Genomic DNA, 13,099 nt, shown 5'->3' with positions numbered 1-13,099 from the left:
ACCGGCGATCAGTCGGGCCGGACAGCGGTTGCCTGGGTCAGTCAGACCAGCTCATGCGATTGAGGAACATGCTTTCATTGGCCGTCGGCTGCCATTGCAGGCCATTCGCCGCGCCGTAGATGATTGCCGCCTGATAAAGCGGAACGAGCGGCACTTCCTGCGCGACGAATTCGCTGACTTGGGTGTACGCGGCAAGGCGCGTCTCTTCGTCCAGCGTGTTGCGCGCCTCGTCGAGCAGACCGTCGATACGCTCATCTGAAAGCGAGGACCACGAACTCGATGAATGCAAGAGCGAATGCAGGACGCCATCGACATCCTGACAGGCGCACGACCAGCGCCCGAAGGCGAGGTAGGGTTGGTCCGCAGGCTCGCTTTGCACGCGCTGCAGATAGGTCGCCATGTCGGTCAACTCGATCTCTGTGTTGAGGCCGATATCGTTGATCATCTGGGCGATGGCCTGCACGATGCGCTGGTCGAAGGTCGGTGAAGTGGCGAAGGATACGGTCTGACCGGCAGCACCGGCTTCCTCCACGAGAACCTTGGCTGCCTCAGGATCGTAGGGGTAGGTTTCAATACCCTCGACATAGCCGAAATGCGAAGTGGTCGCCATCTGCGAAAGCGGCTCGTCATAGCCGCCCAGAATACCTTCGACGATACCTTCCTTGTCGATCGCCTGCGCAATCGCCTGACGCACGCGCTTGTCGTCGAGCGGGCTGCGTACCGGATTGAGCTTGAGATAGCCGATGCGCTCCGTCAGCACGGAAAGAGCCCTGGCGCTGACGGAGCCTTCGAGCTGCGCGGCAAGATCGGAATCGATCGTGACCGCCAGATCGGTTTCGCCTGCCTGCAAATTTGCGACCCGTGTCGCCGCATCCGGTACGGCGCGGAATTCGGCCGATGCGAACTGTCCCTTCTCGCCCCAATAATCGTCGTTGCGCTCCAGTGTGACCGAGATGCCGCGCTGCCACTGGCTGAATTTGTATGGGCCGGAGCCGATCGGGTCTGCGTTGAACGCGTCGTCGCCCACTTCCTCGACCACATGCTTCGGTACGATCGAGAGCTTGACGAGCTGCGCCAGAAGCACCGGATAGGCACCGTCCGTCGTCAGCGTCACCTCATGCTCGCCCGTCGCCTCGGCCGAGACGATCTTGTTGAACTGGCCAAGTTGCGGACTGCCGAACGCCGGATCGATGATGCGGTTGACGCTGAATGCGACGTCCTCCGCGGTCAGTTTCTCGCCATCGTGGAAGGTCACATCGTCGCGAATGGTGAAGACGATCTCGGTATCGGAGGTGTTGTTCCATTCGGTCGCGATCTGCGGCACGATCTCACCGGCATCGTCGCGCGTGACGAGATTGTCGAATATATTGCGATAGACGTAATAGCTGTCCGGATTCCATTGCTTGTGCGGATCGAGCGACGATGGCTCGCTGACGAGATCGATGACAAGCTGATCTTTGGCGAACGCGGTGTTCAGCGCCATCGTTGAGCTGCCGAGCGCCAGTGCGAGCGCAAACGTGATGGAACGTGCAGATTTCCTGGTCATCATGCGATCCTTATCGTTGAACTCGATTTGCGTGGTTGATTGCCGAGCGGTTTATCCCGGTCCGTAACGCGGCGCGTCGCACGGTTGCCGACCATCGCTTCGGATTCGAGAAACCGGTCCAGCAGATACGTTTCAAGCGCCGTATTGGCCGTCGTCAGGTGGCTGAGCGCGTCCGCCTTACGCCCATCGATCAGCGCCTCGACGAAGCGTGAACGATTGGCGGGCACCAGCTTCAATGGTGCGTTTGCCTCGAAGAAGTTGACCAGCCGGATCGAGCGGTCCCACAGATCGGTCAGCCAGCCGGCGATGACCGGCATGCCCAGCCTTGCCGACAGGCTTTCGAGAATATCGCGTTCACATCGCCTGATCGTCGGGATCACGTCGCCGCCCAGTTCCTGGCGTTGCGTCAGTGCCGAGTGCATTTCGGCAAGGCCGTGCAGATGAGCCCGCTCGCCATCGTCGAGCGATACGGTGCACAAAAGCGGCTCGAGCTGACGGCGCGCCGCGCTCAATTCGCGGATTTCTGCTGCCGAAACCGGCGTTACCGACCAGCCGCTGCGTGCCGTGGATGAAACGAACCCGCTCGATTGCAACTTCGCCAACCCGGTGCGAACCGCACCTCGGCCAAGCCCGAACTCGCGCGCCAGTTCTAGTTCCGAAAGCCTTTCCCCCGGCGCCAGAACGCAGTGGACGATCGCGCTGCGCAAGACACGCTCCGCCGCTTCGCTCTTTCCCTGCAGCGGCAGCGGTGAGTTGTAGGCTTCCTGATCAAGCATTCTCGTCTGACCTCTTAGATCGTAATCCTGACATCACAAATGTCTGACGCAAAGACAATTCTTTCTGTGGCGAAGAAAGGTTGTTCCAAGCGCTCAAGAGATCTGCATCGAAGCCCATACTTGTCGCCAGATCCTTGCACGTCAAGACATTCCGTGTCGCGGCCACCGATTGAAAAGCCATTCCCTTTCGCGGGCGGCATTCGAAACGGAATGTTATTGCGCAGGTAAAAACGCCGTGCAAAGATCGAAATCTGACGTACCAATAGGCTCTATTGAGATGTCAGATTGCCTGTGTGGTTGTTTGATAGCTGTGCCTGCTGCTTCGACCGTGCCGGCGTGGGGAACAAATAAGGGTAAGAAGGAACAAGCCCATGCGTATCAACAAAATGCTGATTGCCGCGCTGCTGGCGGCCTCGTCCCTGACGGTGCCGGCGGGAGTGGCCGCAGCCAAGGATATGATCGTTATCGACTTCGTCGGTGAGCCCAACTCGCTCGATCCGCACGTGCAGTGGAATCCCGACAGCTTCAACGTCTACCGCAACATCTTCGACAACCTTCTGACGCGTGACGACGAAGGTGAGATCGCTCCGCAGATCGCGACCGAGTGGAATTATCTTTCAGACACAGAGGTCGAATTCAAAATTCGCGACGACGTCTCGTTCCATGATGGCGAGAAACTGACTGCCGAAGATGTCGTTTTCTCCGTCAAGCGCATAACCGATCCCGAATTCGCCAGCCCGCAGCTCGGCCAGTTCAACTCCATCACCGATGCCGTGGCTACGGATGACAGCACCGTGGTGCTGACGACCGACGGGCCGTACCCGGTCCTGTTCGCACAGCTTACGAAACTGTCGATCGTGCCCAAGCACGTCGTCGAAGCCGTCTCGAAGGACGACTTCAACGCCAATCCGGTCGGCTCCGGGCCCTACAGCTTCGAGACCTGGAACCGAGGCGTCGAGGTCATCCTTGCACGCAACGACGACTATTGGGGCGAGAAGGGCGTGTTCGAAAAGGCCTCGTTCCGCGCTGTGCCCGATGCGGCGACACGTGTCGCCAATCTGCAGTCCGGCACCAGCGACATCGTCACCAACATCGACAGCGATCTCGCCGCTCAGGTAGAAGGCGGCGGCGTTGGCAAGGTGCTTTCGGCACGCACAGAGCGCGTCGCCTATTTCGCGATGAACGTGCAAAAAGCGCCGCTGGACAACGAGCAGGTTCGCCTTGCCATTGCTCATGCGATCGACAAGGAAGGCATCGTCGAGGGCATTCTGGGCGGTTTCGAAGCCCCGGTTTCGCAACTCGTCTCGCCGGCCGCGTTCGGCTACGTCGAGGGTATCGAAGCGCCCGCCTACGATCCGGAAAAAGCCCAGGAGATCATCGCCGAGCTGGGCGATGCCGCTCAGGCTCCGTTCTCCATCCTGACCGCGCCTGTCTACGACCAGCGCGTCGTCCAGGCGATCCAGCAGATGCTGGCCGATGCCGGCTTCAATGTCGAGATCGAGATGACAGATATGGGCAACTGGATGCAGGCCATGCAGTCCGGCCCCGAAAGCATCCCGCAGACCTCGTTCAGCCGCTGGAGCTGTGGCTGCCAGGACGCCGACGGCATCATGTATCCGATCCTGCATTCATCGAGCGGCTGGGCCAATGTGGATGACGAGGAACTCGACACGACGCTGGATGCTGCCCGTTCCACGATCGACAGCGACGAGCGTCTCGAACTTTACCGGCAGGTCAGCGAAATCGTCGCGTCCAAGAACTACGTGATCCCGCTCTATCAGGCGTCGGTCATCTATGGCACCGCGCAGGAGGTCGAGTTCACCCCGCTTGCCAATGAAAACATCTTCCTGAATCGCATCGGCTGGTCGGGCGAATAAGGCTATCGGAAGGATCGCATCATGCGACTGAACAAAATTATGTGCGCGGCGCTGCTGGCGGCATCGGCATTGACCGTGCCCGTGTCCGGCGCGCTCGCCAAGGACATGCTCGTCGTCGATTTCATTGCGGAGCCAAGTTCGCTTGATCCGCACATGCAGTGGAATACGGACAGCTTCAACGTTTACCGCAATATCTTCGACAATTTGCTGACGCGTGACGACGCCGGGGAGATCGCACCGCAGATTGCGACTGAATGGACCTATCGCACGGATTCTGAAATCGAGTTCAAAATCCGTGACGATGTCGTTTTCCACGACGGAGAAAAGCTCACGGCCGAGGACGTTGCGTTTTCGATCAATCGTATGATCGATCCGGCATTTGCAAGCCCGCAGCTCGGCCAGTTCAACGGCATCGAAAAAGCGGAAGCGACGGACGATGTCACGGTGGTCGTTACCACCAAGGGGGCGTACCCGGTTCTGCTTCCGCAATTGACCAAGCTGTCGATCGTGCCGAAGCATGTGGTTGAAGCCGTCTCGAAAGACGCGTTCAATCTCGATCCGGTTGGATCGGGTCCGTACAGGTTCGAGGCCTGGAACCGGGGCGTCGAGGTGGTTGTCGCACGCAACGACGACTATTGGGGCACCAAGGGAGAGTTTCCGCAGGTGTCGTTTCGCGCTGTCCCGGACGGTTCGACCCGCATCGCCAATTTGCAATCGGGAACGAGCGATCTCGCCAGCAATTTCGACAACGATCTGGCCGCGCAGCTCGAAGGGTCGGGGCAAGGCAAGGTGTTGCCCGTGCGTGGCGAGCGCATCGCCTATTTCTCGCTCAACGTGAATCAGGCGCCGCTCGACGACGTTCGTATTCGTGAGGCAATTGCCCACGCGATCGACAAGGAGGGTATCGTCGAGGGCATTCTCGGCGGGTTTGACGCACCGATTTCGCAGCTCACATCGCCGGTATCTTTCGGCTATGTCGAGGGTATCGAGGCACCCGCCTATGATCCCGAGCGTGCGAAGGAACTGATCGCCGAGGTTGGCGAGGTGGCCAAGACGCCATTTTCGATACTCACCAACCCGGTCTACGACCAGCGCGTCGTTCAGGCGATCCAGCAGATGCTGGGTGATGTCGGCCTGAACGTCACCATCGAAACGACCGATATGGGCAACTGGATGCAGCGCATGCAGTCAGGTCCTGAAACCATCCCGGCTACCGCGTTCGGTCGCTGGAGTTGCGGTTGCCAGGACGCGGACGGCATCCTTTACCCGCTGCTGCATTCTTCGAGCAGTTGGGCTTACATCAAGGACGATGAAATCGATGCCGCTCTCGACGAGGCACGGTCGATCATCGATCAGGATCGCCGTCTGGAACTCTACAAATCGGTGCACGAGATCGTCGCGCGTGAAAGCTACATCATCCCGCTGTATCAGGCATCGGTGATCTACGGCGCGGCGCAGGAGGTGGAGTTTTCGCCTCTGCCCAACGAGAATCTCTTTCTCAACCGTATCGGCTGGTCCGGCCAATAGACGATCATCAAGCGGGGCCGGGCGCCTCCTGCTCCCGGCCCCGCTCATTTCCCATGTCAAGCAGTCAAGGAGTCGGACCGTGGTAGTGGTTCTGGAAAACGCCAATGTCGTTGATGTCGAAGCCGGCACCATTCTGGCTGATCGCCATCTGGTGCTGGAGGGCGGCGTTATCCGGGACATCAGCGAAAGTGCCGTAGCCGGTCTCGCGGATGCGCGGCGCATCAAGGTCGACGGTGGGTTCGTCATCCCGGGCCTGATCGATTGCCACGTGCATGCGACCGCTTACACCGCCAATCTTGGCGAACTCCCGCGCCAGTCGCCGATGTATGTGGCGGCTCAGGCTGCCGTTCTCCTGAAAGCCATGCTGAAGCGTGGCTTTACCACGGTGCGCGATGTCGGCGGAGCGGATTTCGGTCTTGCCAAAGCAGTCGAGGAAGGTCTTTTCGAAGGGCCGCGCCTGCTTTACGGCGGCAAGGCTCTGTCGCCCACCGGCGGCCATGGCGACCATCGCGGCATGGGTACGGACACCGATGACACCGCCTATTCCCAGGTCAGTCTCGGTCGGCGTTGCGACGGCATCGATGCGGTGCGGCTGGCGGCGCGCGACGAAATCCGGCGCGGAGCGCACCACATCAAGATCATGGCGAATGGCGGCATCTCCTCGCCCACCGACCGGATCACCTCGGATCAGTTCTCCGAAGCCGAGATCGCGGCGATCGTCGACGAGGCCGAGATGGCCAATCTCTATGTCGTCTCCCATACCTATACGGCGCGTTCAGTTGCCCGCGCGGTGCGCAACGGCGTGCGCTCGATCGAGCATGCCAATCTCCTCGACGAGGAAACAGCAGCACTGATGAAGAAACACGGCGCCTACATGACGCCGACGCTTTCAGTTCTGCGTGCGATCGCGGATGTCGGCGCGAAGAGCGGCTTTCCGACCGACCGCATCAACAAGGTGAACGACGTTCTCGATTCCGGCATCAAGGCTGTAGAGATCGCTCAGCGCGCGGGCATACCCATGGCCTACGGCACCGACCTCGTCGGACCGATGCAGGATCGCCAGCTCGACGAGTTCAAACTGCGTGCAGACGTTGTGTCGCCGCTCGAAATGTTGCGCTCGGCAACGTCGGTAGCGGCTACGCTGATCCGCCTCGAAGATGAGATCGGTCATGTGAAGGTCAGCTGGAAGGCGGATCTCAACGTTCTTTCCGCCAACCCTCTCGATCAGGGTGTTCTGGAAGATTTCGGTGCGCACCACCGCCACGTGATCAAGGCCGGCACGGTGGTCGGGTAGTTCACTGCCGCGATGGGTTTTCGCCGATCCGGCAAGCCTGTTCAAAGTGTGGAATTCTGAATGGATGCTGCGGCATGAATACTTCCTCGTCAGGTGTGCGTATCGGCATAGATGTCGGCGGCACCTTCACCGATTTCGTGCTTTCCGATCCATCGGGGGAGATGGCTTTCTACAAGGAACCCTCGACGCCGGATGATCCCTCCCGTGCGTTGATCGACGGCCTCTCGACCTTGCTGGAACAGCGGGGACTGGCAGCATCCGACGTATCGGCTCTCATGCACGGCACGACGATCGGATTGAACGCGATTATCCAGCGAAAAGGCGCAAGGATCGGATTGATCGTCACCAGCGGCTATCGGGATATCCTCGAAATCGCCCGTTGCCGTATGCCGTCCTCATTCGATTTCCACGCATCGAAGGAAGTGCCGCTTGTCCCGCGCAGGCGCATCGTGGAACTCAATGCTCGCTTTTCCGCGCGCGGTGAATTGTCGGCGACGCCGAGCGACGCGCAAATTGCCGCTTGCGGAAAGGAGCTTGCGTCGCTTGATCTCGATGCGGCGGCGCTTGTTCTCATAAACGGTTACGCGTCACCCGCAAACGAGGCCGAGATCGCCAGAAAAATCTGTGCAGCTGCAGGGGGATTGCGGATCACCTCTGCGGCATCGATCTGGCCGGAAATTCGCGAATATGAGCGCACGCTGGTCGCCTGTCTCAACGCGTATATCCAGCCACTCGTGCAGTCTTATTTCGAGCGTCTGAAATCGGGCCTTGCAGAACGCGGATTTACCGCTCCCATCGTCGTTACCGCATCGAACGGCGGATCGCTCAGTGTGGAATCCGCTATCGACCGGCCGGTAGAGACAATTCTTTCAGGGCCTGCCTCCGGTGTCATGGCAGCGGCCCGGCTGGCGCAGCAGACTGAAACGCCCGGTATCATCACCTTCGATATGGGCGGTACGTCGTCGGACATTGCGATCGCGTCGGGCGGGATGCCGGAACTGAGCACGCGCACCGACATTGGGGGCTTGCCTCTGGTTTTGCCTGTCGTGGATGTCGGTGCCATTGGCGCCGGCGGCGGCTCGATCGTCTGGGTCGATGCACATGGTGTTCTCAAGGTGGGGCCACAGTCGGCCGGTGCGCGGCCGGGGCCGGTTTCGTATGCGCGCGGCGGCACGCAGCCGGCAGTTACCGACTGCTATCTGACGCTCGGATATATCGATCCGGCCGGGTTTCTGGGGGGCCGTATGGTGCTTGATGCGGCCGCTGCCCGGGACGCGCTATGCGCCATCGGTGCCGCACTGAAACTCGGTGGCAACGAAAGCGATCTGGCGGCCGCCGCAGCACAGGGGGCTTTGTCGGTCACTACTGCGGGCATGGCGAGTGCGCTGTTCAAGACGCTGGCCGAGCGGGGGCTCGATCCACGCGGCTTTTCGCTGGTGCCGTTTGGCGGTGCGGGGCCAACCCACGCCAGTCTGCTTGCCGAGGAGGTCGGTATTCCGCACATCATCGTGCCGCTGGCCGCGGGAACTTTCTGCGCGATGGGCGCGGCGGGCGCGGATTTGCGTCGTGATTTCGCGCGCAGCCTGCGTAAGCCGCTCGACGCCGGGAACACAAAGCTTCTTTTCGATACGTTCGACGCGCTGGCGCAGGAAGGCGAACGCTGGCTTGAATCCGAGGGTAGCTCGCGAATTGCGACGCTTTTTGCGCGGTCCATCGACATGCGTTACCAGGGTCAGGCTTATGAATTGAGGGTCGTGCTGGACGATGAGGCGTGCGATCTGGACGCTGTCGCCGAAGCGTTCAACCGCGAGCACGAGCGCATCTATGGTTTCCGGGATGCCACGGCCTCCATTGAAATTTCTACCGTTCGCCTTGCCGCAATCGGTGTGACGCCGGATTTGCCGACGGCAGCGCTGAAGAGCGTTGGTGAACCGGCACAGCCGAGTGGGCAGCGGGAGATCTTCGTTCGCGACGCCTGGCTGGAAGCTGCGATCTACAAGCGTGTGGCGCTCGCCCCGGGCCAACGCTTCGCCGGTCCCGCAATCGTGGAGCAGGAGGATACGACCGTCGTCATTCTTCCGGGCTGGAGCGCTCGCGTGGATGGCGACGGCAATCTTCATCTGGAGAGGGCGGCAAGATGAAGCTCGACCCGATCACACTCGAGGTTCTCAACAATCGCGTCGCTGCCATTGCCGAGGAAATGTGCGTCACCCTTCAACGGACCGGCCGGACGCTTTACGTCAAGGAGACCGCCGACTTCGCCTGCGCGCTTGCAGGACAGGACGGACGCTTTTTTGCCTATCCGCGCTCCATCGGCGTTTCCGGCTTCGTCGGTCTCGAATGTGCGCCGTCCATCGCTGCCGTCGGTCCGTTGGAAGAGGGCGACGTTATCCTCACCAACGACCCTTATAGGTCGGAGGGACTTGCGACGCATCTGCCTGATCTGCACATGATCAAGCCCTACTTCCACGAGGGGCGTATCGTCGCTTACGGATGGTGTTTCGTGCACTGCTCCGATGTCGGAGGCCGCGTTCCCTCCTCGATCTCGCCGACGAATACCGAAATCTTTCAAGAAGGCCTACGCATCCCGCCAGTCAAATTGATGAAACGCGGCGAATTGAACGCTGACGTCAAGCTGTTTCTGGATGCCAACAGCCGCACGCCCGATGCGAATATGGGCGATATACGCGCGATGCTTGCAGCTCTTTCAGCCGGTGAGCGGCGTGTGGCTCAGGTCGTCTCGCAATATGGTGCCGATACGCTGATCGCGGCGTCGAGCGGTCTGATCGACTATGCGGACGCGAAGGCCCGCAGCGTGATCGGAACAGTGCCGAAGGGCACATATACCTTTTCGGACTATCTCGACGACGATGCCGTCAGTCGCCTTCCGGTACGCATCGCGCTGAACCTGACGGTCGGTGACGGCACGATCCATCTGGACTTCACGGGCACCGATCCTCAGGTCGCGGCCGCGATGAACGTTCCCTCACGCGGCCGCCCCCATGCGTGGCTTACGCTGCGCATATTGGCGCTTGTTCATACGCTTGATCCGACCGTGCCGCTCAATGCCGGTCTGCTGGGTCCTGTTTCGATCACTGCGCCCGAGGGCACCGTCGTCAATCCGCAGGAACCCGCCGCCATAGGCGTGCGCCACGCCGTCGCGATCCGCGTCAACGATGTGCTCAACGGCGCGCTCGGCCTTGCATTGCCTTCCGTCATGCCTGCCGCATCTTCGGGCACCGTCATTCCCGTCGTGATGGCCGAACCAAATGCGCAGGGCGAGCGCAGCGTGCAGGTGGTCGAGCCGATGATCGGCGGCACGGGAGCACGCGACGGATGCGATGGCGTGGATGGACGGGATTCCGGTATTTCCAATCTCGCCAACAACCCTGTTGAGACGGTCGAGGCCGAACTCGGCATTGAAATTCTGCGCTATGCGCTGCGTCCGGATTCGGGCGGAGCGGGGCGCTGGCGCGGCGGCTGCGGCATGGAGCTGACGTTCCGGGTTCTGACCGACGGTACCAACGTGCTTGCTCGCGGCATGGAACGCCTGCTGTTTCGCCCGTGGGGACGAAACGGCGGCCAGCCGGGAGAGCCGGCCTCTCTTCTCGTCAAGGACAACGAAGGGAGCGAACGCCAACTTGGCAAGATCGACGTGCTGGAGGTCAATGCGGGCGACATCGTCACCTTCCGAACCGCAGGTGCCGGCGGTTTTGGCGACCCGTTCGACCGCGACCCGGAAGCGGTACTTCAGGATGTCGAAAACGGTTTCGTCACCGAAGGTGCAGCGCTGCGCGATTACGGGGTCGTGCTGGTGGCGGGCCGGATCGATCATGCCGCGCCCGGAGCAGCCCGAGAGGACGAAAGACGCCCGCCGAAATCCCTGAGCTTCGGTCCGGAGCGAGAAGCGTGGGACGAGGTTTTCGACGCAGGTTCGATGAATTGCTTCAACGCAATGCTGCTGCGCCTGCCGCTGACGAACCGCCAGCGCCTGCGTCGCAAGATTCTCGAAGATGTATTACTCCTTCTGCCTGAAGGGTTTCCGCGCCTTGCTGCCGATCGCGCACAGATCGCATCGGCTCGAAAGCTTTTTGCCAGTGCGATCGACGAGGGAGGTGGAGCATGAGCCTTCTTTTGCCGATCGACCATTTCGTCGTTCTTGTGAATGATCTCGAAGTCGCACGGCAATCATTCGTCGAGGCAGGGTTTACGGCGACGGCGATCACTCGCCACAGCGCAGCAATGGGAACGGCCAATTCCTGCATCATGCTTCAGGACAATTACATCGAACTGATGGGCATGGTTGCCGACACACCGGCCAATGAGGGGTGGCGCGCTCTGCTTGCCGCAGGGCCGGGCCTCAAAGGCATTGCCCTAGCTAGCGATGACATCGATGTCACGTCGAAGAGGCTTTCCGACAAAGGGATTGTCACCGAGTCGCCGCGTCATTTTTCGCGCGAGACAGCGGAGGGTGAATTGCGGTTCTCGGTTATCCGTCTGCCGCGTGACCTGACGCCGGGGCTGCAATGCATCTATTGCCGGCACCATACGCCTGAGCTGCTGTGGACCCCGCAGACAATGCGCCATGCCAACGGCGCAACGCGTATCCTTGCCGCATCCGTACCCGGCGTCTCGGGGCTGCAACCGCTCGAAGAGGAAGGCGGCACGTTACCGATCGGCGAAGCGGCGGCGGGCAGCATAACCATCGAAGCGCGTGAGCCGATATCGCAAGTCCATGCCGACGCCATCGCGGCAACGACCGGCATCCGCATCCAAACGAGACATATTTCATGATCAGTTGGCCGACCGACAAGCCTTCGCCGCTTTGGACTGCGCTTTCCCGGGAGACTTTTGCGGCACCAGCCTTACACGGCGATGCCGAATGCGACGTCGTCGTTGTGGGCGGTGGCATATCGGGGCTCGCCACTGCACTTGAACTGCGCAAGCGCGGCAAGTCGGTGATCTTGCTCGAAGCCGCCACGGTGGGCGCGGGTGCGTCCGGTCGCGCCAACGGTCAGGTGATCGCGGCGCTGACGCGCCATGGCCCGGATGCGATCGCCAAGACGCTCGGCGAGCCTTTCTTGCAGTTGCTTTCCACCGCTGCCGACCGCCTTTACGGCCTCGTCGAGGCTTACGGAATAGATTGCGATGCGCGCCGAAATGGCTGGCTTCAGCCGGCGCACACGCCGGGCCGTGCGAAACGCGCTGCCGCTATGGCCGCACAATGGGCTTCCGTGGGAGCGCCCGCCAGCGCGCTTGACCGCGAGACGATGGCCGCGCGCATCGGCACCGACACCTATTTCGGTGGCTGGGAGCATCGTGGCGGCGGTCATATCAACCCCTACGCCTTCACCGTCGGGCTCGCCCGCGCGGCAGTGCAGGAAGGCGTCTCCATTCATGAAAATACGCCGGCGACCTCGCTTGCCCGTGAAGGCGATCGCTGGCTGGTCGGGACACCTCAAGGCAATGTTCGTGCTGCGCGGGTCGCGCTGGCGACGGCCGCCCATACCGGCGATCTGTGGCCCGGCCTGCGCCGGACGATCGTGCCGGTAACGTCCTATCAGGCTGCAACTGCCCCTTTGGGTGCGCTCGAAAATTCTGTCCTGCCCGGTGACGAGGCGTTTTCCGATACGCGGCAGGATCTGCGCTACATGCGCAAGGACCGTGACGGCCGCATCGTTTCCGGCAGTGCGCTGGCCGTGCAGGTTGCTGCATCGACGCGTCTGCCGCGCCTCATCAGCCGCAAACTTGGGCTGTTCCGGCCGGAGCTGGGGGCGGTCCCGATGGAGTATTTCTGGGGTGGCCGCATCGCCATGACGGTCGATCGGGTGCCGCATCTCCATCGCACGTCCGACGGGCTTGCCACGTGGATTGGCTGCAACGGACGCGGGCTGGCGCTGGCCTGCGCGATGTCCGAGGTGCTCGCGGATGCCGTGTGCGACGTGCCCGACGAAAAGCTTGCCTTGCGTCCGACCTCGCTCAAACCCGTGCCGTTTCACCCCTTCGTCAGCCGCACCGCACGCATGATCCTGCCATGGATGCGTTGGCAGGACAGCAACGAAATCTGAACCGATAAACG

At 61.2% G+C, this 13,099-nt stretch carries 9 protein-coding genes; 7 read left to right on the top strand and 2 right to left on the bottom strand.

Annotated features, from left to right (window positions below; translation table 11 throughout):
- Window positions 1–37 precede the first annotated feature (37 nt).
- Both ACX82Z_RS12800 and ACX82Z_RS12795 read right to left on the bottom strand, forming a co-directional pair.
- Window positions 38–1,546 (bottom strand): ABC transporter substrate-binding protein, encoded by a 1,509-nt coding sequence (locus tag ACX82Z_RS12800; RefSeq protein WP_459589304.1) that lies wholly within the window; start codon window positions 1,544–1,546, stop codon window positions 38–40.
- On the bottom strand, window positions 1,546–2,322 hold the full coding sequence (locus ACX82Z_RS12795) for a GntR family transcriptional regulator (RefSeq protein ID WP_459589302.1): 777 nt from the start codon (window positions 2,320–2,322) through the stop codon (window positions 1,546–1,548). The genes ACX82Z_RS12800 and ACX82Z_RS12795 overlap by 1 nt, the downstream gene beginning before the upstream one ends.
- Before the next feature lie 371 nt (window positions 2,323–2,693).
- On the opposite strand from ACX82Z_RS12795, the gene ACX82Z_RS12790 reads away from it, so the two are divergent.
- The 7 genes from ACX82Z_RS12790 to ACX82Z_RS12760 all read left to right on the top strand — a co-directional run bounded on the left by ACX82Z_RS12790 (window position 2,694) and on the right by ACX82Z_RS12760 (window position 13,088).
- Window positions 2,694–4,199 (top strand): ABC transporter substrate-binding protein, encoded by a 1,506-nt coding sequence (locus ACX82Z_RS12790; RefSeq protein WP_459589301.1) that lies wholly within the window; start codon window positions 2,694–2,696, stop codon window positions 4,197–4,199.
- Between the two features lie 21 nt (window positions 4,200–4,220).
- Window positions 4,221–5,726, top strand: a complete 1,506-nt coding sequence (locus ACX82Z_RS12785) for an ABC transporter substrate-binding protein (protein WP_459589299.1) — start codon at window positions 4,221–4,223, stop codon at window positions 5,724–5,726.
- Between the two features lie 79 nt (window positions 5,727–5,805).
- Entirely contained in the window at window positions 5,806–7,020 is a 1,215-nt protein-coding gene (locus tag ACX82Z_RS12780) for a metal-dependent hydrolase family protein (protein ID WP_459589297.1), read from the top strand.
- A 74-nt stretch (window positions 7,021–7,094) separates the two neighbouring features.
- The gene (locus ACX82Z_RS12775) at window positions 7,095–9,161 is read left to right on the top strand and encodes a hydantoinase/oxoprolinase family protein (RefSeq protein ID WP_459589295.1); all 2,067 of its coding nucleotides are present in this window, start codon (window positions 7,095–7,097) and stop codon (window positions 9,159–9,161) included.
- Window positions 9,158–11,146, top strand: a complete 1,989-nt coding sequence (locus ACX82Z_RS12770) for a hydantoinase B/oxoprolinase family protein (RefSeq protein WP_459589293.1) — start codon at window positions 9,158–9,160, stop codon at window positions 11,144–11,146. The genes ACX82Z_RS12775 and ACX82Z_RS12770 overlap by 4 nt, the downstream gene beginning before the upstream one ends.
- Window positions 11,143–11,814 carry a VOC family protein gene (locus ACX82Z_RS12765; RefSeq protein WP_459589292.1) on the top strand — a complete coding sequence of 224 codons (672 nt, stop codon included), beginning with the start codon at window positions 11,143–11,145 and terminating at the stop codon, window positions 11,812–11,814. The genes ACX82Z_RS12770 and ACX82Z_RS12765 overlap by 4 nt, the downstream gene beginning before the upstream one ends.
- On the top strand, window positions 11,811–13,088 hold the full coding sequence (locus ACX82Z_RS12760; protein ID WP_459589290.1) for an NAD(P)/FAD-dependent oxidoreductase: 1,278 nt from the start codon (window positions 11,811–11,813) through the stop codon (window positions 13,086–13,088). Before ACX82Z_RS12765 ends, ACX82Z_RS12760 begins: the two co-directional genes overlap by 4 nt.
- The last annotated feature ends 11 nt before the right edge of the window (window positions 13,089–13,099 follow it).

The sequence above is a fragment of the Aliihoeflea sp. PC F10.4 genome, from assembly GCF_054612275.1.
Note: the sequence above shows the minus strand (reverse complement) of the source record. Positions and strands in the feature narration are given on the sequence as shown.

Coding starts and splice junctions, on each gene's coding strand:
- ACX82Z_RS12770 (WP_459589293.1), top strand. CDS start 9,158: ATGAAGCTCGACCCGATCACACTCGAGGTTCTCAACAATCGCGTCGCT.
- ACX82Z_RS12795 (WP_459589302.1), bottom strand. CDS start 2,322: ATGCTTGATCAGGAAGCCTACAACTCACCGCTGCCGCTGCAGGGAAAG.
- ACX82Z_RS12790 (WP_459589301.1), top strand. CDS start 2,694: ATGCGTATCAACAAAATGCTGATTGCCGCGCTGCTGGCGGCCTCGTCC.
- ACX82Z_RS12760 (WP_459589290.1), top strand. CDS start 11,811: ATGATCAGTTGGCCGACCGACAAGCCTTCGCCGCTTTGGACTGCGCTT.
- ACX82Z_RS12775 (WP_459589295.1), top strand. CDS start 7,095: ATGAATACTTCCTCGTCAGGTGTGCGTATCGGCATAGATGTCGGCGGC.
- ACX82Z_RS12800 (WP_459589304.1), bottom strand. CDS start 1,546: ATGACCAGGAAATCTGCACGTTCCATCACGTTTGCGCTCGCACTGGCG.
- ACX82Z_RS12765 (WP_459589292.1), top strand. CDS start 11,143: ATGAGCCTTCTTTTGCCGATCGACCATTTCGTCGTTCTTGTGAATGAT.
- ACX82Z_RS12785 (WP_459589299.1), top strand. CDS start 4,221: ATGCGACTGAACAAAATTATGTGCGCGGCGCTGCTGGCGGCATCGGCA.